Origin of the sequence: Pseudomonas simiae (assembly GCF_000934565.1) — a bacterium.
In the GTDB taxonomy this organism is placed as follows: Bacteria; Pseudomonadota; Gammaproteobacteria; order Pseudomonadales; family Pseudomonadaceae; genus Aquipseudomonas; species Aquipseudomonas simiae.
In genome coordinates this window covers 6,080,742-6,104,039 of the sequence record NZ_CP010896.1, presented here as the reverse complement: position 1 = coordinate 6,104,039, position 23,298 = coordinate 6,080,742, and the positions used below count along the sequence as shown (strand labels likewise).

The 23,298-nt window shown below is 61.9% G+C and carries 25 protein-coding genes; 14 read left to right on the top strand and 11 right to left on the bottom strand.

Annotated elements, in window-relative coordinates:
- Complete coding sequence (locus tag PF1751_RS27845; protein WP_010207663.1) at positions 1-624, bottom strand: CDP-alcohol phosphatidyltransferase family protein; 624 nt, start codon at positions 622-624, stop codon at positions 1-3.
- Positions 625-809: 185 nt separating this feature from the next.
- On the opposite strand from PF1751_RS27845, the gene hflK (PF1751_RS27840) reads away from it, so the two are divergent.
- The 8 genes from hflK (PF1751_RS27840) (at position 810) to cfaB (ending at position 9,962) form a co-directional block, all read left to right on the top strand.
- A complete protein-coding gene (hflK, locus tag PF1751_RS27840; protein WP_044288085.1) occupies positions 810-2,714 on the top strand; it encodes a protease modulator HflK in 1,905 nt (634 codons plus the stop codon).
- A gap of 12 nt (positions 2,715-2,726) precedes the next feature.
- Positions 2,727-3,716, top strand: coding sequence for a protease modulator HflC (gene hflC / locus PF1751_RS27835; protein WP_031290624.1), 990 nt, complete (start codon positions 2,727-2,729; stop codon positions 3,714-3,716).
- Positions 3,713-4,747 carry a protease modulator HflK gene (gene hflK / locus PF1751_RS27830; RefSeq protein ID WP_021491449.1) on the top strand — a complete coding sequence of 345 codons (1,035 nt, stop codon included), beginning with the start codon at positions 3,713-3,715 and terminating at the stop codon, positions 4,745-4,747. Before hflC ends, hflK (PF1751_RS27830) begins: the two co-directional genes overlap by 4 nt.
- Positions 4,744-6,630 (top strand): cation-translocating P-type ATPase, encoded by a 1,887-nt coding sequence (locus tag PF1751_RS27825; protein ID WP_044288083.1) that lies wholly within the window; start codon positions 4,744-4,746, stop codon positions 6,628-6,630. The genes hflK (PF1751_RS27830) and PF1751_RS27825 overlap by 4 nt, the downstream gene beginning before the upstream one ends.
- A 115-nt stretch (positions 6,631-6,745) precedes the next feature.
- Complete coding sequence (gene bufA2 / locus PF1751_RS27820; protein WP_010207657.1) at positions 6,746-7,000, top strand: BufA2 family periplasmic bufferin-type metallophore; 255 nt, start codon at positions 6,746-6,748, stop codon at positions 6,998-7,000.
- A 65-nt stretch (positions 7,001-7,065) separates the two neighbouring features.
- Positions 7,066-7,911, top strand: a complete 846-nt coding sequence (bufB, locus tag PF1751_RS27815) for an MNIO family bufferin maturase (protein ID WP_044288082.1) — start codon at positions 7,066-7,068, stop codon at positions 7,909-7,911.
- Positions 7,902-8,690 (top strand): HvfC/BufC N-terminal domain-containing protein, encoded by a 789-nt coding sequence (locus tag PF1751_RS27810; RefSeq protein ID WP_010207654.1) that lies wholly within the window; start codon positions 7,902-7,904, stop codon positions 8,688-8,690. The genes bufB and PF1751_RS27810 overlap by 10 nt, the downstream gene beginning before the upstream one ends.
- Positions 8,691-8,777: 87 nt before the next feature.
- Positions 8,778-9,962 (top strand): C17 cyclopropane fatty acid synthase CfaB, encoded by a 1,185-nt coding sequence (gene cfaB, locus PF1751_RS27805; RefSeq protein WP_042571095.1) that lies wholly within the window; start codon positions 8,778-8,780, stop codon positions 9,960-9,962.
- A 5-nt stretch (positions 9,963-9,967) separates the two neighbouring features.
- On the opposite strand, the gene cls is transcribed toward cfaB, so the two are convergent.
- Entirely contained in the window at positions 9,968-11,407 is a 1,440-nt protein-coding gene (cls, locus tag PF1751_RS27800) for a cardiolipin synthase (RefSeq protein WP_044288081.1), read from the bottom strand.
- 131 nt (positions 11,408-11,538) lie between these two features.
- On the opposite strand from cls, the gene PF1751_RS27795 reads away from it, so the two are divergent.
- On the top strand, positions 11,539-12,060 hold the full coding sequence (locus PF1751_RS27795; RefSeq protein ID WP_021491453.1) for a DUF3617 domain-containing protein: 522 nt from the start codon (positions 11,539-11,541) through the stop codon (positions 12,058-12,060).
- Between the two features lie 47 nt (positions 12,061-12,107).
- On the opposite strand, the gene PF1751_RS27790 is transcribed toward PF1751_RS27795, so the two are convergent.
- The 7 genes from PF1751_RS27790 to folE2 are packed head-to-tail and all read right to left on the bottom strand — an operon-like array spanning position 12,108 to position 17,736.
- Positions 12,108-13,445, bottom strand: a complete 1,338-nt coding sequence (locus tag PF1751_RS27790; RefSeq protein WP_044288080.1) for a dihydroorotase — start codon at positions 13,443-13,445, stop codon at positions 12,108-12,110.
- A gap of 3 nt (positions 13,446-13,448) precedes the next feature.
- Positions 13,449-14,009, bottom strand: a complete 561-nt coding sequence (locus tag PF1751_RS27785; protein ID WP_010207647.1) for a gamma carbonic anhydrase family protein — start codon at positions 14,007-14,009, stop codon at positions 13,449-13,451.
- Positions 14,006-14,419 carry a phosphoribosyl-AMP cyclohydrolase gene (gene hisI, locus PF1751_RS27780; protein WP_044288079.1) on the bottom strand — a complete coding sequence of 138 codons (414 nt, stop codon included), beginning with the start codon at positions 14,417-14,419 and terminating at the stop codon, positions 14,006-14,008. Before hisI ends, PF1751_RS27785 begins: the two co-directional genes overlap by 4 nt.
- Entirely contained in the window at positions 14,416-15,294 is an 879-nt protein-coding gene (locus PF1751_RS27775) for a metal ABC transporter substrate-binding protein (protein ID WP_044288077.1), read from the bottom strand. Before PF1751_RS27775 ends, hisI begins: the two co-directional genes overlap by 4 nt.
- Before the next feature lie 11 nt (positions 15,295-15,305).
- A complete protein-coding gene (locus PF1751_RS27770; protein ID WP_010207641.1) occupies positions 15,306-16,172 on the bottom strand; it encodes a metal ABC transporter permease in 867 nt (288 codons plus the stop codon).
- Positions 16,172-16,843, bottom strand: coding sequence for a metal ABC transporter ATP-binding protein (locus PF1751_RS27765; RefSeq protein ID WP_010207640.1), 672 nt, complete (start codon positions 16,841-16,843; stop codon positions 16,172-16,174). Before PF1751_RS27765 ends, PF1751_RS27770 begins: the two co-directional genes overlap by 1 nt.
- The gene (folE2, locus tag PF1751_RS27760; RefSeq protein ID WP_042571091.1) at positions 16,840-17,736 is read right to left on the bottom strand and encodes a GTP cyclohydrolase FolE2; all 897 of its coding nucleotides are present in this window, start codon (positions 17,734-17,736) and stop codon (positions 16,840-16,842) included. The genes PF1751_RS27765 and folE2 overlap by 4 nt, the downstream gene beginning before the upstream one ends.
- A 128-nt stretch (positions 17,737-17,864) precedes the next feature.
- On the opposite strand from folE2, the gene PF1751_RS27755 reads away from it, so the two are divergent.
- The gene (locus tag PF1751_RS27755) at positions 17,865-19,067 is read left to right on the top strand and encodes an N-acetylmuramoyl-L-alanine amidase (protein WP_010207638.1); all 1,203 of its coding nucleotides are present in this window, start codon (positions 17,865-17,867) and stop codon (positions 19,065-19,067) included.
- Here PF1751_RS27755 and PF1751_RS27750 read toward each other — a convergent pair.
- The gene (locus PF1751_RS27750; protein WP_010207637.1) at positions 19,064-19,432 is read right to left on the bottom strand and encodes a hypothetical protein; all 369 of its coding nucleotides are present in this window, start codon (positions 19,430-19,432) and stop codon (positions 19,064-19,066) included. The two genes, PF1751_RS27755 and PF1751_RS27750, sit on opposite strands and share 4 nt — an antisense overlap.
- A 126-nt stretch (positions 19,433-19,558) precedes the next feature.
- Here PF1751_RS27750 and dksA point away from each other — a divergent pair, with 126 nt between their 5' ends.
- The 4 genes from dksA to PF1751_RS27730 are packed head-to-tail and all read left to right on the top strand — an operon-like array spanning position 19,559 to position 22,850.
- The gene (dksA, locus tag PF1751_RS27745) at positions 19,559-19,963 is read left to right on the top strand and encodes an RNA polymerase-binding protein DksA (protein WP_010207636.1); all 405 of its coding nucleotides are present in this window, start codon (positions 19,559-19,561) and stop codon (positions 19,961-19,963) included.
- Positions 19,964-19,990: 27 nt separating this feature from the next.
- Positions 19,991-21,199, top strand: a complete 1,209-nt coding sequence (gene zigA, locus PF1751_RS27740; RefSeq protein WP_010207635.1) for a zinc metallochaperone GTPase ZigA — start codon at positions 19,991-19,993, stop codon at positions 21,197-21,199.
- On the top strand, positions 21,199-21,843 hold the full coding sequence (locus tag PF1751_RS27735) for a DUF1826 domain-containing protein (RefSeq protein ID WP_021491458.1): 645 nt from the start codon (positions 21,199-21,201) through the stop codon (positions 21,841-21,843). The genes zigA and PF1751_RS27735 overlap by 1 nt, the downstream gene beginning before the upstream one ends.
- Before the next feature lie 44 nt (positions 21,844-21,887).
- Positions 21,888-22,850 carry a CobW family GTP-binding protein gene (locus PF1751_RS27730; protein ID WP_010207630.1) on the top strand — a complete coding sequence of 321 codons (963 nt, stop codon included), beginning with the start codon at positions 21,888-21,890 and terminating at the stop codon, positions 22,848-22,850.
- Here PF1751_RS27730 and PF1751_RS27725 read toward each other — a convergent pair.
- On the bottom strand, positions 22,844-23,239 hold the full coding sequence (locus tag PF1751_RS27725; RefSeq protein WP_010207629.1) for a DUF3301 domain-containing protein: 396 nt from the start codon (positions 23,237-23,239) through the stop codon (positions 22,844-22,846). The genes PF1751_RS27730 and PF1751_RS27725 overlap by 7 nt on opposite strands.
- Positions 23,240-23,298: the final 59 nt, after the last annotated feature.

Below are 23,298 nucleotides of genomic sequence, written 5' to 3'. Positions count from 1 at the left end.
TTATGCAGAAGGGGAGGTTTCTGGTTGTTCTTTGAGGCCCTGACGCACCCGATTGACCATGGTGTAAGCGAGCAGGGCGGCCACCAGCCACATCACCGTGTCGACCCAGCCCGCGCCCAGCCAGCCCAGCGCCACGCCGGTGGCCAGTACGCCGAGTACGAACGCGCGATCGCTTTTGCCCATCGGCCCGTCATAGCGCCGTGATGCGCCCACCATCGGCCCCAGCACGCCGGCGTATTCGCTGAACACCGCCAACAACGCCACCAGCAGCACCGGCGCCAGGCTCACGCCGGGGATCAGCGCGAACGGCAGGATCAGCGCACTGTCGGCGATCACATCACACAGTTCATTCAGGTAGGCACCCAGGCGCGACTGCTGGCCGAATTCCCGGGCGAGCATGCCGTCGATGGCGTTGAGAGCCATGCGCAGGATCATCCACAGCGGGATCAGGGCAAACAGCCACAGGTGTTGGGCGAAGCCGGCGATCAGCAGGCCGACCAGCAAGGAAATCACGCCGGCCAGCACGGTGATCTGGTTGGCGGTGGTGCCATTGTCATAGAGGCGCTGCACAAGAGGGCGCAGCAGGTTTTGAAAACGCGGCTTGAGCTGATAGATCGAAATCATGGGAGGTGACGCTTCCTTGTCCGTGGACCCGCGAAAAACTGTTCTGGAGTGTGCCGATTAATCGTGGCCTGCACCAGTGATGGCGCGTGTTTCTGGGGGTTTAGTCACGGTCTGCTCTTAAGCAAACAAAAATTTCACGCCGTGTGTTATATCGTAACTAATTGTGTACAAGCGGACGTAAGTGGATGCGAGTGGATCTGGAAGCTGACGGCGCTTCAGCGCAAGGCCTTCCGCGTTTTCAACAGGGGCTGTTCCATGCGCGCCGAGTGCGCCAGGCCGGTATCAGCCTGACGGTGCTGGCCATTGCCGGCTGGGTGCTGGCGTTGTTTGTCGCGTTGTTTGCGCCGCTGTCGATCTGGCCGGTGGTATTGATTAACTGCGCGTCGGCGTTGCTGCTGCTGGTGGCCGGATTGCAATCGGCGTGGTGGGTGGCGGATTGGCGCGCCCAGGTGTTGGAAGAACCGTTGGTTCAGCTACCGGTTGAAGACGCGAGCCGTTACGCGCGTCTTGTGGAGCGCTTTGGCCAACAGATTGGCACGCCAGTGTTGTGGCTGGGGGGGTGGTCGTTGCTGGCGCTGGTCAGCATTGTCGAGTTCTGGAACCTGGCCTTGCCCGCCGCACCGGTCGGTCAATCGGCAAGCGTTGGAGCCGCGCTCGCGTTGGGATTGGCGTTTGGTTTGCTGGTGTTTGAACGCCGCCTGGCCCAGGAGACCGCCGCGCAATGGCCGGAAGCGTCGCAACTGGCGCAATTGAGCCGGGTAGCGATTATTTGCCTGGTGGTCAGTGCGGTGTGCCTGCTCTTTGCCGGTGCGAACGCCGTCTGGCCCCTAAGGTTGGCCGTAGGGATCGGCTTGCTGCCAGCACTGGTCTCGCTGGAGTTTCTATTAAGAGCGGTGCTGTCCCTGTTCAGCCCGCGCGAGCCACGCCTCGAGCCCCGGCTGATGGCGCAAAGCTTTATCGCCGGGCTGCTGCGCTGGCCGCCGCAACCCTTGCTCGCGCTGCAGCATGAATTGCACAACCGCTTTGGCATCGACCTGCGCCAGATCTGGGCGTTTACTTACATGCGTCGGGCGTTCCTGCCGGTGTTGCTGGTGGTGTTGGCGGTAGGCTGGACGCTGACCGGCGTGCACGAAGTGCCCCTGCAAGGCCGTGGGATCTATGAACGTTTTGGCAAGCCGGTACAGGTCTTCGGCCCAGGCCTGCATGCGGGATTGCCGTGGCCATTGGGCCGCGTCATCAACGTGGAAAACGGCGTAGTGCATGAACTGGCCACCAGTGTCAGTGAAGCGGCCACGCCGGAACTGGCCCCTGCCGAAGGCCCGGCGCCGTTGATTGCCAACCGTTTGTGGGACGCCAGCCATGTGAATGACAAGTCTCAGGTGATCGCCAGCAGCAGCGGCGACAAACAGAGCTTCCAGATCGTCAATATGGATGTGCGTTTCGTCTACCGCATCGGCCTTACCGATCAGGCCGCGCTCGCCGCCACCTATAACAGCGCGGACGTAACAACCCTGCTCCGCAGCACCGCCAGCCGCATCCTCGTGCATGACTTTGCCTCGCGCACCCTCGACGAATTGCTCGGTGAACAACGCACCCGCCTGGCTGACGAAATCGGCCGCGCCGCACAGGCCGATCTGCAAAAACTCGACAGCGGCGTGGAAATCCTCGCCACGGTGGTGGAGGCGATCCACCCTCCGGCCGGTGCCGCCAACGCTTACCACGGTGTGCAGGCTGCACAGATCGGCGCCCAGGCCCTGATCTCCCGCGAACGCGGCGCGGCCAGCGAACAAACCAACCAGGCGTTGCTGCAAGCCAGCACCGCCCGCGACCAGGCCACGGCCACAGCCCGCGAAGTGAACGCGAGCGCGCAAGCGGCCAACCTGCGCTTCGCCGCCGAACAAAAGGCCTACGCCACGGCGGGGCAGGCGTTCGTGCTGGAACAGTACCTGGGCCAACTCAGCCAGGGCCTGGCCCACGCCAAGCTGCTTATTCTGGATCATCGCCTGGGTGCCGACGGCGCGCCGACGATCGATCTACGTTCTTTTACCTTGCCGGCCGATCCTTCGGTGCCGCGTAAAGCCGTTCAATAAGGAGTCGGTCTGTTGAGCGCTCATTCTCACGATCACGGTCATCATCACGGCCATCACCACCACCATCATCACGGTGATGAACAGGCTGCCGGCCCGTTCCCCTGGCGGCGTATGACCTGGGCGCTGTTGCTGGTGCTGTTTGCAGTCGCCGCCGCCAGCCTGGTGCAAGTGCGATCCGGCGAAGCTACGGTGATCACGCGTTTCGGCAACCCATCGCGGGTGCTGCTGGAACCGGGCCTGGGCTGGCGCTGGCCGGCGCCGTTCGAAGCGGCGATCCCGGTCGATTTGCGCCTGCGCACCACTTCCAGCGGCTTGCAGGATGTGGGCACCCGCGACGGCCTGCGCATCATCGTGCAGGCGTACGTGGCGTGGCAGGTACAGGGCGACGCGGACAACGTGCAGCGCTTCATGCGTGCGGTGCAGAACCAGCCGGATGAAGCGGCGCGGCAGATTCGTACCTTCGTGGGTTCGGCGCTGGAAACCACGGCGGCGAGCTTCGACCTGTCCAGCTTGATCAACACCGACGCCAGCCAGGTGCGTATCGCTGATTTCGAAGCACAGTTGCGCCAGCAGATTGATCAACAATTGCTCACTACCTACGGTGTGCGCGTGGCCCAGGTCGGCATTGAACGCCTGACCCTGCCGTCGGTGACCCTCACCGCCACCGTCGACCGCATGCGTGCCGAGCGTGAAACCATTGCCACCGAACGCACCGCCGTGGGCAAGCGTGAAGCTGCGCAGATCCGCTCCGCCGCCGAGCGTGATGCGCGGATTGTGCAGGCCGATGCCACGGTGAAGGCCGCCGATATCGAGGCCCAGTCGCGGGTCGAAGCGGCGCAGATTTATGCTCGCGCTTACGCCGGTAATCCGCAGCTTTACAACCTGCTGCGGTCCCTGGACACCTTGGGCACGGTTGTCACACCGGGCACCAAGATCATCCTGCGCACCGACGCCGCACCGTTTCGCGCCTTGGTGGACGGGCCAAAGGATGTCCAGCCATGACCGAGCGTGACACCCCGGACAGCCCATGGATCCAGGCCGGGCGCCTGGCCTTCCTGGCGTTGTACGCGGTGACTGTATTGGCGGCGCTGGCCTGGGCGTTTTCCAATGTGCGTCAGATTGACCCGCAGAACCGCGCGGTAGTCCTGCATTTCGGCGCGCTCGACCGTATCCAGAATGCCGGGTTGTTGGTGGCGTGGCCGCAGCCGTTCGAGCAAGTGGTACTGCTGCCGGCTGCTGACCGCGTGATCGAACGCCGCGTGGAGAACCTGCTGCGCTCCGACGCAGCGATCCAGGCCGACCGTGTGGCCAGTTTCGCGACGCCATTGAGTGATGCGTTGGCCGGTTCCGGTTACCTGCTGACGGGCGATGCCGGTGTGGTGCAACTGGATGTGCGGGTGTTCTACAAGGTCACTGAGCCCTATGCGTTTGTGTTGCAGGGCGATCATGTGCTGCCGGCCCTGGATCGGGTGGTGACGCGCAGCGCGGTAGCCCTCACAGCGGCGCGGGACTTGGATACTATTTTGGTCGCGCGCCCCGAGTTGATCGGCACCGACAACGGCGCCGCTGAACGCCGTGAGCGGTTGCGCGGCGACTTGGTGCAAGGCATCAATAAACGCCTTACGGAGTTGGCGTCCACTGGTTTGGGGCTGGGCATCGAAGTGACCCGTGTCGACGTGCAATCGAGCCTGCCGGGCCCGGCGGTGAATGCGTTCAACGCCGTGCTGACTGCCAGCCAGCAAGCCGACAAGGCCGTGGCCAATGCGCGCACCGACGCGGAAAAACTCACCCAGACAGCGACCCAGCAGGCCGACCGCCTGGTGCAAGTCGCCCACGCCCAGGCCAGCGAACGTCTGGCCAATGCCCAGGCGCAAACCGCGACCGTTGTTAGCCTGGCCCAAGTGAAAGACCCGGGCCTGTTGCTGCGCCTGTACCGTGAGCGCTTGCCGAAGATTCTCGGCCAGGCCGGTGCCGTGACCACGGTGGATCCGAAAGACGACTCCCGCTTGATCATTCAGGGAGCCGAACAATGAGCGCACCCATGCTGACCTCCGCCGAGCAGCGCAGCGCTGCCCGGCAATTGACCCTGGCGATGCTGGCCCTGGGTTTGCTGGTACTGGGCCTGGCATGGCGCTGGCTGGCGCCGGACCAATCCGGCGTGAGCCAACTCCTGCTGGGCGTCGCGTCGTTGCTGGTGGCCGTGCCGGTGATGCGTTCGGCCTGGTACAGCCTGCGGTTTCCCAGCCTGCATGGCATCACCGACCAACTGATCGCCCTGGCCATGCTCGGCGCCTGGGCGACGGGCGATCTGCTGACTGCCGCGTTGTTGCCGATCATCATGATCTTCGGTCACGTACTGGAGGAGCGCAGCGTGATCGGCTCCCAGGAAGCGATCCACGCGTTGGGCAAGCTGACTCGCAGCCATGCGCGGTTGGTACAGGCGGATGGCAGCATTGTCGAAGTGGATAACGGCACGCTGAACACCGGCGATGTCGTCGAAGTGCGGGCCGGTGATCGGGTGCCGGCAGATGGCGTGGTGCTGTCGGGCCAGGCGAGCCTGGATACGGCGCCGATTACCGGTGAGTCGGTGCCGTTGGAAGCCAGTATGGGCGTGCAGGTGTTTGGTGGGGCGATCAATCTCGACGGCCTGCTGCGCCTGCAAGTGACCCGCACGGGTAATGAGTCCACGTTGGGCAAAGTCATCGCGTTGATGCAGAACGCCGAGCGGTCCAAGCCACCGATTACGCGGCTGCTGGAACGCTATGCCGGCAGCTATATGGTGCTGGTGTTGCTACTGGCGGCGGTGACCTGGTTCGTGACCAACGACGCCCAGGCGATGCTCGCCGTGTTAGTGGCGGCGTGCCCGTGCGCGTTGGTGCTGTCGGCACCAGCCACCGCGATCGCCGGGATAGCCGTCGCGGCGCGGCATGGAATCCTGATTCGCAGCTCCGCGTTCCTGGAGGAGCTGGCGGACCTGACCTCATTGGTGGTCGATAAGACCGGGACGCTGACCTTCGGCACCTTGCGCCTGCACTCCATCGAAACCACTGCGCCGGATCGGCAGGTGCTGCTCAACCTGGCGGCCAGTCTCGGCTCCGCCAGCAGCCATCCGGTCAGTCGGGCGTTGGCGGGTTTGGCAACACAGGAACAGCTGTTGGTGTTGACGGATATTCGTGAGCGTCAGGGCTTGGGGGTAGTGGCGCAGACTGATCGGGGTGAAGCGGCCTTGGGTCGGCCGGAATTGTTTGAGCAACTGGGTATCACCACCACCGCCGTGCCGAATCACGATGGCCCCATCGCCGGGCTGGCGCTGAACGGGCAGTTTCTCGCCTGGTTGCTGCTGGCCGACAGCGTCAAGCCGGAGGCACGCCAGGCTCTGCAAGAGCTGCGTGACCTTGGCCTCGGTCGCCAACTGCTGCTCACCGGCGATCGCCAAAGCGTGGCCAACAGCCTGGCGCTGGAGGTAGGCATCAGCGATGTCGAAGCCCAGGCCTTGCCCGAAGACAAGCTCAACCGCGTGTTGGGTGAGATCAGCAACGGCTTCCGCCCGATGGTGGTGGGCGACGGCATCAACGACTCCCTGGCGCTCAAGGCCGGTGTGGTTGGCGTGGCCATGGGCGCGGGTGGGGCGGATATTGCCCTGGCGTCTGCGGACGTGGTGCTGATCGGCAGCGACTTGCGACGCCTGGGCACGTGTGTGCGCTTGAGTCGCCAGTGTCGGCAGACTTTGCAGGTCAACGTGATCATCGGCCTGGGCTGGACCTTGGCCATTGTCGTGTTCGCCGCTTTCGGCTGGTTGGGTGCGGCGGGCGCCATGATTGCAGCGGTGTTGCATAACCTCAGCACTTTGCTGGTACTGGGAAACGCGGGGCGGTTACTGCGCTTTCAGGAACCGCTTTTGAAGCTTGAAGAGTAATTTCAGAAATATTTGCACACCGCTGTAACGCCGATGAGGGGCCTCACTCTAGTGGTGTGTCGAGACTGAACAACCCGTTCGGACCGACACCCCTACGATCATGAGGAATACAACAATGAACATCAAATCCGCTGCTGCCGGTGCCGCTCTCGCAATGGCCGCCGCTACCCTGTTCGCCGGTGTTGTCACTCAGGCTCAAGCCGCCGACACCGCCGTTCACTGCTACGGCATCAACGCGTGCAAAGGCCAGAACGATTGCAAAACCAAGGACCACGCCTGTAAAGGCCAGGGTTCTTGCAAAGGCCAGGGCTTCAAGGCGATGGCCAGTGCCGATGCCTGCACCAAGGCTGGCGGCAAAGTCGGCGAATAACCGACAGCTCAGTGCACCCGCAGCGGTCGCCCCCACCGCTGCGGACACTTTCCCAGGAGTGTCTTATGCCTACCTCTCTTCCGAGCCTCGGTTACGGCCTGGGTTTACGCAGCGAGTACTACCAGCAGATCCTTGAACAATCGCCACCTGTGGATTGGTTCGAAGTGATCTCCGAGAATTACCTGGTCCAGGGCGGTAAAGCCTTGTATTACCTGGATGCGATAGCCGAGCGCTATCCCCTGGTGATGCACGGTGTGTCCCTGTCCATCGGCGGGCCCCATCCCCTCGATACCGATTACCTGCAGCAGATCAAACAGCTCGCTGAGCGTATCCAGCCGGCGTGGGTGTCCGATCACCTGTGCTGGAGCCGCGGCAGCGCCCACCAGTTGCATGACCTGCTGCCGCTGCCCTACACCGAAGAAAGCCTCTACCACGTGGCCGCCCGTGTGCTCCAGGTGCAGGACGTGCTGCAACGCCCGTTGGTGCTGGAAAACGTCTCCAGTTATGTGCGTTCGAAAGCGGACGAATTCACCGAATGGGAATTCCTCAATGCCTTGGCCCACCTGTCGGGCTGCCAGCTGTTGCTGGACGTCAACAATGTGTACGTCAGCTCGCGCAATCATGGCTTCGACGCCTGGACGTTTATCCGCAACCTGCCACCGGAGAGTATCCGCCAACTGCATCTGGCGGGGCATATGGATTATGGCGACTACGTGGTCGACACCCATGACCATCCGGTGTGTGACCCGGTGTGGGCGCTTTACCAACAGACGCTTGAATATCTGGGACCCGTGTCGACGCTGCTGGAGCGGGACGACCATTTCCCACCCTTTGAAGAGCTGCTCACCGAACTGAACAAGGCCCGTGAACTGGGCGCGACGGCACTGGCCAGGAGGCCGTTATGCGCCTGACCGATTGGCAGTTGGCCTTCGAACAGCACCTGCTGACGGAAACCTCGACTGCCCGCAGTGACTTCGCCGCCACGTTGCTCGGCGGGCCGACGCTGGATGTGGACACGGGCCTGGCGATTTACCACAACGCCTACCTCTCACGGTTGCAGGAAGTCTTGCGGCATGACTTCAGCGCCCTCCTTTATTGGTTGGGCGATGACGAGTTTGCCGCGTTGACCGAGGCTTACCTGCGTCGCTACCCCTCGGCTCATTACAGCCTGCGCTGGCTGGGCGAGCGTTTCCCGGCGTTTATCCTTGAGCATTGGAGGGTGGAGCAGAGTGCGCCATTGGCGGAGCTGGCGCGCTTGGAATGGGCGTTTACCCTGGCATTTGATGCGCCGCAGGGTGAACCGCTGACGCTGAACGACATGGCGTCGTTGCCGCCCGACGCGTGGCCGGTGTTGCAGGTCTCCCTGGCGCCCTCGGTGCAACCGCTGCTGTGCCGGTTCAACAGCGTAGCCATCTGGCGTGCCAGCAAGGACGAATCCGACTTCCCCGACAGCCACACGCTAGCCCCGGCGCAGATGTGCCTGGTGTGGCGCCATCAGAATGTCTGCCATTACCGTAGCCTGGAGCCCGCCGAAGCCTCTGCCTTGACAGGAATGGCGACCACCGGTTGGAGCTTTGCCGAACTGTGCGCCGAGTTGGCAGTCACTCATGCAGAGGGTGCGCCACTGCAGGCCGTCACATGGCTGAAGCAATGGGTCCAGGACGGGTTGCTCGAGCGCCGAGCCCCATAGTAGAGCGCTATCAAATCGATAGCCTCCTACTTTGTCTTCGGATGGTCTAACCTCTCAGCAGACGTCTGAAACAAGGGGGGATCATCCATGCTCGCGCAACTTCCACCGGCCTTACAGAATCTTCAGCTACCGCTGCGTCTTCGACTCTGGGACGGCCATGAATTCAACTTGGGCCCCGAGCCCAGTGTGACCATCGTGGTGAAGGACCCCACGGTCGTGACCCAGCTGTCCCATCCAACGCTCGATTCACTGGGCGAAGCCTTCGTCGAGGGAAAGTTGGAGCTGGAAGGCTCCATCTCCGAGGTCATCCGGGTTTGTGATGAATTGAGTCACGCCCTGATCGCAGACGACGAGGGGAGTCGTCCGGTGCGCTCGATCCACGACAAGGCCACTGACGCAGCGGCTATTTCCTACCATTACGACCTGTCCAATGAGTTCTACCAGCTGTGGCTGGACCAGGACATGGCGTACTCCTGCGGTTATTTCGAAACCGGCAGCGAATCCATCGATCAGGCCCAACAAGACAAATTCCGCCACCTGTGCCGCAAGTTGCGGTTGCAGCCAGGTGAGTACTTGCTCGATGTCGGCTGTGGCTGGGGCGGGCTGGCGCGGTTTGCTGCGCGGGAATTCGGGGTCAAGGTGTTTGGCATCACCCTGAGCCGGGAGCAGTTGGCGCTGGCGCGGGAACGGGTCAAAGCCGAAGGCCTGGAAGAACAGGTGGACCTGCAATTGCTCGACTACCGTGACCTGCCGCAAGACGGCCGTTTCGACAAAGTGGTCAGCGTGGGTATGTTCGAACACGTCGGCCACGCCAACCTGGCGGAGTACTGCAAGATCCTGTTCGGCGCGGTGCGCGAAGGCGGCCTGGTGATGAACCACGGCATTACCGCCAAGCACACCGACGGTCGTCCTGTAGGGCGCGGCGCCGGGGAGTTCATCGAGCGTTACGTGTTCCCCAACGGCGAACTGCCGCATTTGGCGATGATGACGGCCGAGATCAGCGAAGTCGGGCTGGAAGTGGTCGACGTCGAAAGCCTGCGCCTGCACTACGCGCGCACCTTGGACCATTGGAGCGAGCGCCTGGAAGACAACCTTGAAGCGGCGGCGAAAATGGTGCCGGAGCAAGCGTTGCGCATCTGGCGGCTGTACCTGGCGGGTTGTGCGTATGCGTTTGCGCGGGGCTGGATCAACCTGCACCAGATTCTGGCGGTGAAACCCCATGCCGATGGCAGCCATGACCTGCCTTGGACACGGGAAGATATCTACCGTTGAGTGGGTTACAAAATCGGTGAAATCAGCCGCGCAACCCGCATGCCCAGTTGTTGAAGGCGGCGGGTTTCGCGGCTTTCTGCCTGGCTGACTTCATGGGCCAGGGAGAAGTCGTCCAGCAGCATGTGTTCGACTTCCTTGGCGAAGGCCTCGTCGACCGTCAGCAACATCACTTCGAAATTCAGCCTGAACGAACGGTTGTCCATGTTCGCACTGCCGATGGCGCTGATTTCGTTGTCAACCAACACCACCTTCTGATGCAGGAAGCCTGGGGTATAGCGGAACACCCGCACGCCAGCTCGCACGGCTTCGATCGCGTAAAGGCTGGACGCGGCGTAGACGATGCGGTGATCAGGCCGTGAGGGCAGCAGAAGGCGCACATCGACACCCCGCAGCACTGCCAGGCGCAGGGCGGAAAACACCGCTTCGTCGGGGATGAAGTAGGGGCTGGTGATCCATACGCGCTCAGTCGCTGCATGGATGGCTTCGACGAAAAACAGTGAGCAGGTTTCATAGGGGTCGGCTGGACCGCTGGCGAGCAATTGGCAGAGCACGCCGTCTTCGGGGTAGGCGTCCGGCAATATCAGTGGCGGCAGTTCTCGCGCAGCCCAGAACCAGTCTTCGGCAAACGATTCCTGCAAGCACGCCACCACCGGGCCGATCACCTGCACATGGGTATCGCGCCACGGTGCCAGCGGTGGTTGCTTGCCCAGGTATTCATCGCCGACGTTATGCCCGCCGACAAACCCGGTGATGCCATCCACCACCACGATCTTGCGGTGGTTGCGGAAGTTGACCTGAAAGCGATTGAGCCAGCCGCTGCGGGTGGCGAAGGCTTTCACGTTGACTCCGGCGTCGCGCAGGGATTGCACATAACGATGGGGCAGGGCGTGGCTGCCGATACGGTCATACAGCACGTAAATGGCGACACCCTCTGCGGCCTTTTCCTTCAATAGGACGTGCAACTGTCGGCCAAGGTCGTCGTCATGAATGATGAAAAACTGGAACAACACCGCCGTCCTGGCGTTGCGAATCGCCTCGAATATCGCGCCGAAGGTGGCGTCGCCATTGATCAGCAAACGCACTTCGTTGTTGGCCAGGCACGGCATGCGGCCCAGCTTGGGCATGGCGCGCAGCGAGGCATAGGCGCTGGAGTTACGGGCGGCCAGGGCTTCTTCGACCCATGGGCGCCAGTTCAGCTCGGCAATGGCGGTGTGCATTTCCTGGTTGGCCTGGCGACGGGCCTGGATGTAGGCGTCGAACGTGCTCCGGCCGAAGATCAGGTACGGGATCAGCGTGAGGTAGGGCATGAACATCAGCGACAACGCCCAGGCGATCGAGCCTTGGGCGGTCCTGACGGTCAGCACCGCGTGAATCGCGGCGAGGGTCCCGAGAAAATGCAGCGTGGCGATGAAGTAGGCGAGCAGGTGCGGGCCAAAAAAATCCATGGACGACGTTACTCCAGGCAATCCAAGTGCCTAACAGACCATGTCTGGTCAGGAATGTCGCTATTTTATTTGCCGTGCAACCCTGGCACCTTTGCGGCGTCTAACGCCCAACATTACCCAGGAGTTACCCGATGAATGCTCGTCTGATGTCTTTGGCCATGATGATTGGTTTGTCGCTGCCGGTGGCGGCGCAGGCGCAGATGCTGGCGCCGGGCTTGTGGGAACTGACCACCAGCAATATGAAAGTCGATAACCAGGACCTGCCGGACCTGTCGCTGATCCTCGGTCAGCTTAAGCAACAGATGACCCCGGAACAGCGCGCCATGCTGGAAAAACAAGGCATCACCATGGCCGGTAAAGGCGTGCAGGTGTGCCTGACCCCAGCTCAAGTCGCCTCCGATTCGATCCCGCTGACCGACCCACAATCGGGCTGCAAACAGGAAGTGACCGACAAGACCGGCAATCAGTGGAAATTCCGCTTCAGTTGCCCGAAAGCCCAGGGCACTGGCGTCGCTACCTTCCAAAGCCAGAAAGAATTCAGCACCACCGTCAACGGCACCTTCAATGCCACTGGCATTCAGCAGAAGGGCAGCCTGGACAGCCATGCCCAGTGGCTGGGCAACGATTGCGGAACGGTCAAGCCTCGCGCCTGACTTCCCCCTCTGTAGGCGCGAGCTTGCGCCTACAGGTGTGCGTGGGGTCAGCGCTCAAAGTGCAGAGGCAGACCCTGGCAACTGTCGACGACCTGACCGTTGTGCCAGGCCAAGTGGCCGGAAACCAGGGTGGTGCTGACGCTGTGGCGAAAGCTGCGTTCGGCGAAGGGCGTCCAACCGCAGCGGGCCAGGATCGGCTGGCTGCTGACGGGTTTGCCTTCGGGCTCCGGTTTGATCAACACCAGGTCGGCCCAATAACCCTCACGTAGGTAGCCGCGATCCGGGATGGCGAACAAGTCGGCCACACGGTGACTGGTTTTCGCCACCAGGGTGGTCAGCGGCAGCAGCTCGTCGGCCACCAACTCCAACAACGCCGGCAGCGCGTGCTGCACCAGGGGTAATCCCGACGGCGCCTCGCGATAACGCAACTGTTTTTGTGCCCACGTATGCGGCGCATGGTCACTGCCAATCACGTCCAGACGATCACTCAACAAGGCTTGACGCAAGGCGTCGCGGTCGGCGCGGGTCTTGATCGCCGGGTTGCATTTGATCTGATGGCCGAGGCGGTGGTAGTCGCGGTCATCGAACATCAAGTGGTGCAGGCAGACTTCGGCGGTGATGCGTTTTTTGCTCAAGGGTTTGTCTTCGAACAGCGCCAGCTCGCGTGCGCTGGTCAGGTGCAGCACATGCAGGCGGGTGCCGTGGCGCTTGGCCAATTCCACCGCAAAGGATGAAGAGCGATAGCATGCCTCGGCATCGCGGATCAGCGGGTGCGCGACGGCGGGGATATGCTCGCCGAAACGCTCACGCAGCCGCGCTTCATTGGCCTGGATGCTTGGTGTGTGTTCGCAATGGGCCAGCAGAATCGTGGGAACTTCGGCAAACAGGCGTTCCAGGATCCGCGGATCGTCGACCAACATATTGCCGGTCGAAGCGCCCATGAACACTTTGACCCCGGCCACCTCGCGCGGGTCGAGGGCGGCGACGGTGTCGAGGTTGTCGTTGCTTACGCCGAAGTGAAAGCCATAGTTGGCTACCGAGTGCAGGGCGGCGCGGCGTTTCTTGTCGGTCAGGGCATCCAGGTCAAGGGTGGCGGGATGGGTGTTGGGCATGTCCATGAAGCTGGTGATACCACCGGCTACCGCTGCCCTGGATTCGCTGTAGAAACTGCCTTTTTCCGGCGCGCCAGGTTCGCGAAAGTGCACTTGGTCATCGATCATTCCGGGTAGCAGCCATTGGCCTTGAGCGTCGATTTCCACGAGCTCGTTGTAGCCTTGCAGGCTGCTGGCAATTTTCTCGATACGGCCATTGGCGACCAGCACATCGGCGTCGAATTCCTGGCCTTCGTTCACCAGGCGGGCGTTGCGGATCAGCAGGCGGCTCATGGTTCAGAACTCGTTTTGCAGGGCTTTGTAGCCGCGCACCAAATCAACGTTGGTGCGTGCCACGTCTTCGGAAAATTCCGAGGCGCTGACGCTCACGGGGGGGAACTGCGAGAGGTCGGTGTGTGGCCCGATGCGGGTCGTGGAGGGCACATAGAACGCGGCGGGCAAGTCGCGGCCGTCGACCACCGAGTTGTGGCGCACCACGCAGCCGTCGCCCACGGCGCAGTTGAACAACACGCTGTTGAAACCGATAAACACACGGTCGCCGACGGTGCAGGGGCCGTGGACGATGGAACGGTGTGCAATGGACGTGAACTCGCCGATCGTCACCGCCGCGCCGGACTTGGAGTGGATGACCACGCCGTCCTGGATATTGGAGTTGGCGCCGATGACGATCGGGTCCATACCACCGCTGGCGTCGACTTCGTCGGCACGGATCACAGCGTAGGGCCCGACGAAAACGTTTTCGCCAATGATGACTTTTCCGCAGATGATGGCGGTCTTGTCGACGTAGGCCGATTCGGCAATCACGGGCAGATCGCCGGACGGATTTTTGCGGATCATGCGAGGGGCTCCGTAATGATGTGAACGTAGTCGCCGTCGATGGCGTTGTAGAAGCAGGTGGGCCGTCCGGTGTGGCACGCCGGGCCTTGCTGGTCGACGATCAGCAGTACCGCGTCGCCGTCGCAATCCAGGCGTGCTTCCACCAACTGTTGCCAGTGCCCGGAGCTTTCGCCCTTGCGCCACAACTGCTGGCGTGAGCGCGACCAGTAGCAGACTTGCCCGGTGTCCAAGGTTTCCTTGAGGGCCTGGCGGTTCATCCAGGCCAGCATCAATACCTCGCCACTGCCGTGTTGCTGGGCGATGGCGGCGATCAGGCCATCGCTGTTCCACGGCAAGGCATCGAGCACGGGTTCGAGTGGAAAGCGGCTACCGACGGCAGCCCCTTCCAGGTCGAGCATGCTCAAAGTCATGGTTCGCTCAGGGCCGTGCACAGAGTGTTGAGGTTGTATTCGAACAGACCGGTAAAGGTGCTGGCCGGGCCTTCTGCGGCGAGGGCATCGGAGTACAGCGTGCCGCCGATCTGCGCGCCGCTTTCGTCAGCGATCTGCTTGAGCAAGCGCGAATCCTTGATGTTTTCCATGAACACGGCTTTGACTTTGTCTTTACGGATCTGGGTGATCAGCGCAGCCACTTCGGCAGCGGACGGCTCGCGCTCGGTGGACAGGCCCTGGGGCGCCAGGAACTCGATGCCGTAGGCTTGGCCCAGGTAACCGAAGGCGTCGTGGGAGGTGACGATGCGTCGGTTGCCGGCGGGCAGTGCGCCGAACTTGGTCTTGGCTTCGGCCAGCAGGCGATAGATTTCTTTCAGGTAGGTTTGGCTGTTCTGTTGGTAGTCGGCTTTGTTGGCCGGGTCAGCAGCGATCAGCGCCTTGGTGATGTTGTTCACGTAGATTTCGGCGTTGGCCAGGTTGTGCCAGGCGTGCGGGTCAGGGATGGTCTCGCCGTCCTCTTCCATGGTGTGGGAGATCACGCCCTTGCTGGCGGTTACCACCGTGGCTTTGGTTTCGGTGCTGGTCACCAGGCGGTCCAGCCAGGGTTCGAAGCCCAAGCCATTCTTGATGATCACCTTGGCCTTGAGCAACGCCTTGGCATCGTCGGGGGTGGGTTCGTAGGTATGAGCGTCGGCGTCAGGGCCGACCATGTTGCTGATCTGGATGTGATCGCCACCGATCTGGTGGGTGATGTCATCAAGGATACTGAAGCTGGTAACCACCTGAAGCTTGTCTGCGGCCTGGGCCGTCGACAACGACAGGACGAGACTGAACAGCACGAGTAGGGCGCGCATCGGGAAACACCTCATTGGGATGACAGCAAGGGTGGGCGGCGCAGCAAACCGTGCACCGGACCGAAGACCACGGACAGCAGGTACCCGGCGCCAGCCACCAGCACGATGGCCGGGCCGCTGGGCAACGAGTAGTAGAACGACAGCAGCAAACCCAACCACACCGACAGGCATCCCAGCACTGCCGATACCGCGATCAACACCGGCAGGCGCCGGCTCCAGAAGCGTGAAGCGATGGCCGGTAACATCATCAAGCCCACCACCATCAAGGCGCCGATGGCCTGGAAGCCAATCACCAGGTTCAGCACCACCAAGGTCAGGAACAAGCCATGGGCCAACGGGCCAAGGCGGCTGACGGTCTGCAGGAACAGCGGGTCCAGGGTGTCCAGCAGCAGGGGTTTGTAGATCACGGCCATGGCGATCAGGCTGAAGCTGGAAACCCAAAGCATGCCGGTGAGGGTGGTTCCGTCCACGGCCAGGGCGGAGCCAAACAGCAGGTGCAGCAGGTCCAGGCGTTTGCCGGCGAGGCCGAGGATCAGCACGCCGGCGGCAAGGGAGATGGGGTAGATAGCGGCGAGGCTGGCGTCTTCGCGCAGGCCGGTGCGGCGGGTGATCCAGGCGGACAAGCCGGCCATGCTTAGGCCCGCGCCGAGGCCGCCGATGGTCAGGGCGGGCAGGCTGAGGCCGGCGAACCAGAAGCCGAGGGCGGCGCCGGGCAGAATGCCGTGGGCGACGGCGTCACCGATCAGGCTCATGCGCCGCAGGATCAGGAATACCCCCAGTGGCGCGGTGCTGCAGGCGAGCACCAGTCCACCGATGAGGGCGCGGCGCATGAAGACGAAGTCGACGAAGGGCATCCACAGGTGGGCGGCGAAGTGCATCAGGCCACCTGCATCTGTGGCTGCGGACGGATCAGCTCTTTGCTTGGGCCGAATACGCAGCCGGTGCTTTTGATCTGCACCACGTGCGGGGTGTGGTGGCGTACTGCGGCGAGATCATGACAGACCACGATCAGCGTGCGACCGGCGTCGTGCCAGGCGTGGATGTGTTTCCAGCACAGCGACTGGCCTTCTTCATCGAGGGCGGCGTGGGGCTCATCGAGCAGCAGAACCGGAGCCTCCGCCAAGCTCATGCGGGCGAGCAGAGCGCGCTGCAATTCACCTCCGGACAAGGCCATCAACGGACGGTTTTCCAGGCCGCTCAGGCACCACTCTTCGAGTACCGCTTCCAGGCGCTGGCTGCGTTGTTGCGGTGACCGTTGTTGCGTGCCCCAGAAACCGGCGGCGACCAGCTCTTGCAGGCTAATGGGGAACTGTCGGTCCAAGTGTTGCTGCTGGGGCAGGAACGACAGGCCGCCACGGCGTGGAACGTCCACCGTCACTTTGCCCGCCAGCGGTTTTTGCAGGCCGGCGATAACTTTGAGCAGGCTGCTCTTGCCGGTGCCGTTGGCGCCGATGATGCCGGTGAGGCTGCCTTTTTCCAGCGTGAGGTCGATGGCGGGCGTCAGCGGTTGGCCGGGTGCGCCCCAGCGTAAAGCGGTACAGGTGATCATGCAGGGTGTCTCGTCCAGCGGCTTTCAGCCACGGCATCGTGCGCGTGCAGGCTTTCGGCGTGGATCACTTTCAGGTGGAAGGCTTTGACGGCATCCGAGCGTTTCAAGGCGAGGTTCAGGCGGCGGGCGGCGTCTTCGCAGAACATCAGGTTCTGCCCATTGGCCAGTGCGAAGGCTTGTTCGTCCGCCCGTTTTACGGCGGTTTGTACGGCGGTGCCGAGGGCAGCTTCGACGTTATCGATCAGCTCGGTGATGGGCAGGCTGGGGTGTTCGCTGTCCAATGCAATCAGTAGTTGCGCGCTGCTGCGCTGGCTGTGGGGTGTGGCGACGATGCCGTTGGCGGAGCCAAGCCAGCTCAATACGTCTTCATGCTGTAAAGGCGTGTTGGCGAAGTCTTCAAGAAATTGCTGCTGAATCAACTGCCTGGCGAGGGCAGCGGAGCAAGGACAGGTTGAGGAATAAGTAACGTCAATTTTTAGTTCCACGTGGAACATCTGGTTTTCCAGACGCGCCTCGATGCTCACCGGGTAGCCTTTCCAGCCGGCCAGGGGGCTCACCAGCGCTGGGCGTTTCAGCAGCAAATCGGTGTGGATACGCAGGTAGGCGTTGTTAGATAAACCTTCATGACTGTCGAGAAAACGCTGCAGTACATTACGCAGAAGTGCAGGCGTAAGAGGCTGTTGGTCGAGCATCTCCAATGCCAGGTACAGGCGTGACATATGAATGCCACGGGCGGCGCCATCGTCCAGACTCACGCCGGCATCCGCGGTGGCAGTCAGGCGTTGTCCGTCGATGAGAATGGGCAGGGCGATGCCACACATGCCTACCCAGTCGAGTGGCAAGGCTTGGCGTGAAGCCTGCGCGGCGATATCCGGCAGAGTCAGCGCATTCATGAGCAGGTCCATCATTGGAAATAAAAAGACATGTTATAGTATAACGATTGTGTCGACGATGGTTTTTCTGCTCCAGCCTTTTTTCAGTCATGTCGAGTACGGACGCTCCTTTATTTGCGGTATTTTTCATGCACAGACGTCAGCTCCTAAACCTGCTTCTGGCCAGCCCTCTGTTCACGTTACCGTTCGCCGCCCACGCCACGCAGATCAGCAATGCACGCCTGTGGCGTTCGGACGAAAAGTTGCGGCTGGTGTTCGATCTCAGCGGACCGGTGCAATACAAGACCTTCACCCTGAGCGCGCCGGAACGCTTGATCATCGACCTCAGCGGCGCCGGGCTCAGTGGTGACTTCTCTCAGTTGGCACTGAAGAACAGCGGGATCACCTCGATTCGCTCCGGGCATTTCGGCAAAGGCGACACGCGCATCGTGCTGGACCTCGCAGCGCCGATGCAGCTCAACAGCTTTCTGTTGCCGCCCCAGGATGGCCAGGGGCATCGCCTGGTACTGGACCTGACCAGCGCCACCCAGGCGCCGCGCCAAATTGCGGCCGAGCCCAAGCCACTGGTGGACAAGGCCCACCCCAAGCGCGACATCATTGTGGTGGTTGACCCCGGCCACGGCGGCAAGGACCCGGGCGCGGTCGGCTCCAAGGGGCAGCGCGAGAAAGATGTGGTGCTGTCCATCGCTCAGTTGCTGGCTAAACGGTTGAAACGCGAGAAAGGCTTCGACGTGAAATTGGTGCGCAACGACGACTTCTTCGTACCGCTGCGCAAACGCGTGGAAATCGCCCACAAGCACAATGCCGATATGTTTATCTCGGTGCATGCGGATGCGGCGCCGCGGGTCACTGCGTCGGGCGCTTCGGTGTATGCCTTGTCGGAAGGGGGCGCGACATCAGCCACGGCGCGCTTCATGGCACAACGGGAAAACGGTGCCGATCTGCTCGGTGCCACCCGCCTGCTCAATCTGAAGGACAAGGACCCGATGCTCGCCGGGGTGATCCTGGATATGTCGATGAACGCCACTATCGCTTCCAGCCTGCAACTGGGCAACTCGATCCTGGGCAGCCTGGAAGGCATCACCAGCCTGCATCAGAGGCGTGTGGAGCAGGCGGGTTTCGCGGTGCTCAAGTCACCTGACGTGCCGTCGATCCTGGTGGAAACCGGGTTTATTTCCAACGCGCGGGACAGTGCGCGGCTGGTCACCGCGCGTCATCAACAGGCGGTTGCCGATGGCCTGTTCGAAGGTCTGAAAAAATACTTCCAGAAGAACCCACCCATGAACAGCTACATGGCGTGGGTACAGGAACAGAAGAACGGTCAGGTCTAACAGCCGGTCATACGGCTGCAGGTGAATTTGGCGCTGGCGCCACCCGAACTGGAAAACCGGTTGAGGGTGGTCCAGCCCACACGCCGTGTATAGCCGACCCACGCTTCCCCATCCGATGCCAACCCGGTAAAGAACGTCAGCTGCCCGTAGCGGCTGTTGGTCTGTGCCCAATAGCGTTTGCCGATCACCTCGTAGCCGCGCAAATACGTGGTGCTGCCGACCGTCGCCACACTGTAGGCATTGCCCAAGGGGTCGACACACGCGAGCAGGTTGGCGCTGCGCGTGCAGTGGGCCAACAGGCTAGGCGCCTGGGCGCAGGCAGGTCCTGCGGCAATCAATAACAGGGCGCACACCAAGTATCTCATCGGGTTTCTCAAGGCTGGAGAGTGTTGAAGCATTGCGCCCTTCGTCGTGGCGAGCAAGAGGGGATTGGCTTATTTGCATTGTTATACTATAACATTGAAAAACAGCCTGACCCGTGAACCGCTCCCATGACCGAACAAGACCTCCTGGCCCAGTCTTGCGCCGACTACATGAATGAAGCCCAGCAAGGTTTCTTCCGTGAGTTGCTGCTGAGCCAACGCACTGAATTGCAAGCACGCATCGACGCTGAGTTCCTGGTACTGCGCGAGCAGGAAACCAACAGTGATCCAGCCGATGTCGGCAGCGCCGAAGAACAGCGGCAATGGCAACTGCGCCTGCTGGAACGGGAAAAGAAGCTGCTGGACAAGATCGACGACGCCCTGGAATTGCTGGCCCGCGGCGAATACGGCTGGTGCCGCGAAACCGGCGAGCCCATCGGCCTACAGCGCTTGTTGCTGCGTCCTACCGCCACCCTGTGTATCGAAGCCAAAGAACGTGAAGAGCTGCGCGAACGCCATAGACGGGCGAGTTGACCGGCCAACCCTGATGAGGAATACCTGATGCCCAATCGTCTCCCCGTTACCGTGTTGTCCGGTTTTCTCGGTGCCGGTAAAAGCACGCTGCTCAATTACGTCCTGCGCAACCGCGAAAACCTGCGAGTGGCGGTGATCGTCAATGACATGAGCGAAATCAACATCGACGGCAGTGAAGTCCAACGCGACGTCACGCTCAACCGCGCCGAAGAAAAACTGGTGGAGATGAGCAACGGCTGCATCTGCTGCACCTTGCGGGAAGACTTGCTGGAAGAAGTCGGAAAACTCGCCAAGGAAGGTCGCTTCGATTACTTGCTGATCGAGTCCACCGGTATTTCAGAACCCTTGCCCGTGGCCGAAACCTTCACCTTTCGCGACGAAAATGAGCAAAGTCTGGCCGATATCGCGCGCCTGGATACCATGGTCACCGTGGTCGACGGCATGAATTTCCTACTCGACTATCAGGCTGCCGAGAGCCTGGCCTCGCGCGGTGAAACCCTCGGTGAAGATGACGAGCGCTCCATCACTGACCTGCTGATTGAGCAGATCGAATTCGCCGACGTGATCCTCATCAGCAAGATCGACCTGATCAGCAGCCGCGAACGCGAAGAGTTGATGGCGATCCTTGAACGCCTCAACGCCCAAGCGGAAATCATTCCGATGGTCATGGGCGAAGTGCCGCTGAACAAAATCCTCAACACCGGCCGTTTCGACTTTGAACGCGCCGCTCAGGCCCCGGGCTGGTTGCAGGAACTGCGCGGTGAGCATGTGCCGGAAACCGAGGAATACGGCATCGCTTCCACAGCCTACCGTGCGCGCCGGCCGTTCCATCCCCAGCGTTTCTTCGACTTCATCGACCGTCCGTGGGTCAACGGCAAACTGCTGCGCTCCAAAGGTTTTTTCTGGTTGGCCAGCAAGCATAAGGAGGCGGGCAGCTGGTCCCAGGCCGGCGGTTTGATGCGCCATGGTTTTGCCGGACGCTGGTGGCGCTTTGTGCCTAAAAGTCAGTGGCCTCAGGACGAAGAAAGCATCGCGGCGATCATGGGCAACTGGCAACTGAGCACAGGTGATTGCCGCCAGGAACTGGTGTTTATCGGGCAAAACCTCGACTTCACCCAACTGCGTGCCGAGCTGGACGCATGCCTGCTCACCGATGAAGAAATGGCCCTGGGCGTCGAAGGTTGGCGCCTGCTGGTCGATCCCTTTGGCCCTTGGTATGAGGAGGCCGTCGCCTGATGCTGGCCCCGGCTATTTCCCTGCGTCCCGTGATTCGCCAGACACGCGGTGACACCCCGCTGGCGCTGTCCGACATTCTGGAAGATGGCGTCAACCTGGCCGTGTGGGAGCGGCAGTTGCCGTTGCACATCGCCGAGTTCGGCGCCTTGCTGGTGGCGCTCAATGAGCCATTGGCCGATTCCCTGGTGATCGAGCTCAACAATGAAGACGCCCTGCCCAACCTGCAGGGTTTGGCGTCCAGTTGCCGTGACCTTGAGGGCTACGAAGGCTTTATCGCCGATGTGTCGTGGCTGGTCAGCGCGTTTGCCTGCCTGCTGGGTGCCAAACGTATCGGCGTGCGATTGAGGTTGCTGGACAAGGCGATGTGCCCACGTTTTCACGTCGATCATGTGCCGGTGCGGCTGATCACCACCTATGCCGGAGTCGGCAGCCAGTGGTTGCGCGAAGGCGTGATGGATCGCCGCCAGCTGAGCCAGCCGGATGCCGAGCCTACCGGGTGTATCGAGCAGATCCATTGCGGCGAAGTCGCTCTGTTGAAGGGCACCAAATGGCATGGCAATGAAGGTTATGGACTGATTCACCGTTCGCCCGCACTCAAGGCTGACGAACGTCGCTTGATCCTGACACTGGATTGGCTCGCATAACCGCGTAGGATCAAACGCTCTACACGGTCCGAACGATGCCCCTCATGCTGCAGAACATTCCCACCCACGTGATTGCCGGGCCCTTGGGCGCCGGCAAGACCAGCCTCATCAAGCATCTGCTCGCCCAGCGTCCGGCCAACGAGCGCTGGGCCGTGTTGATCAACGAGTTCGGGCAGATCGGCCTGGACGCCGCCTTGCTCACCCAGGATGACGACGGCATTGCCCTGGGCGAAGTTGCCGGAGGCTGCCTGTGTTGCGTGAATGGTGCGCCTTTTCAGGTAGGACTGGGTCGTCTGTTGCGTAAGGCCAAGCCCGACCGGCTGCTGATCGAACCGTCAGGTCTGGGCCATCCGGCGCAGTTGCTCAAGCAGCTGCGACAGGCGCCATGGCAGGACGTGTTGTCAGTCCAGCCCTGTGTGGTGGTGTTGGATGCCCAGGCGCTGGCAGCGGGTAAACCGTTGCCACCCTCACAGCAGGCGGCGCTGGCGAGTGCTGGGTTGCTGGTATTGAACAAGGATGAAGGGTTGGACGCGGGACAGCGCCGTGCGATCGAACGGCAGTTGCCCGAATGCCCGCTCTACTGGACCCGCCAAGCGCAATTACCCTTGGACCAGTTACCAGGCCTGAACGCGCAGGCCTCAGCCGCTGTGGATAAGGTTGAAGTGCCCGAAGGCCTTGCCCAAATGCCGGCTATCTGGGGCGATCCCACGCAACCGATCTGCCTGAGCCAGGCCCAGGAAGGCGGTTGGAGTGTCGGCTGGCGCTGGCACCCAAGCCAGCAATTCGACACCCGCCGTCTTCACCAGTGGCTGACAAGCCTTGAATGGCGCCGCGCCAAATTGGTTATCCACAGCGCCGAAGGCTGGGTTTCGACCAACGCGGTGGATAACAGCGAGCTCACTTGGCAGGCCAGCGAGTGGCGCCGCGATTCACGTATCGAGTTGATTTTCAGCGAGCCACAGGACGTGGCCGCCTTGCAGGTCGCGTTAAACGCCTGCCGTCACTGACGGTTCTTGGTGCCGTGGTCCTGACGCCACTGGCTTAGCTCGATCACTTCGGCGCTGGGCAACGGCGTCTTGATCTCGAACGGGTAGGGCGCCAGTTCGATCTGCGCACTGTGGGCGCCAAATTGGGTGATGGTTCCCGGATGGCGGGTTTCGCCGGTCACGGTGAATTCAAAGTTGTAGATGCGCGCCAGGCGCCGCCGCCCGTTGGCATCCCTCACAAGCCCTATGCGCTTGAGCGCTACGGCGCCGTCCAGCAGTTCGATGTCGAGCTTGGCGCAATGCTGCTTGACCCGCTCCAGCGCCCGCTCGCGCAGGCCGTGGTTGTGCCACACCCAGGCGGCACCGGTCGCCAGCAGCATCAACACGAAGATGTTTCCCAGGGTCAGCATGCGAAAGACTCCAACAAAGTGAGAGCAGCTTAACTGTGTCGCCGGTCTGTCGTACAGGC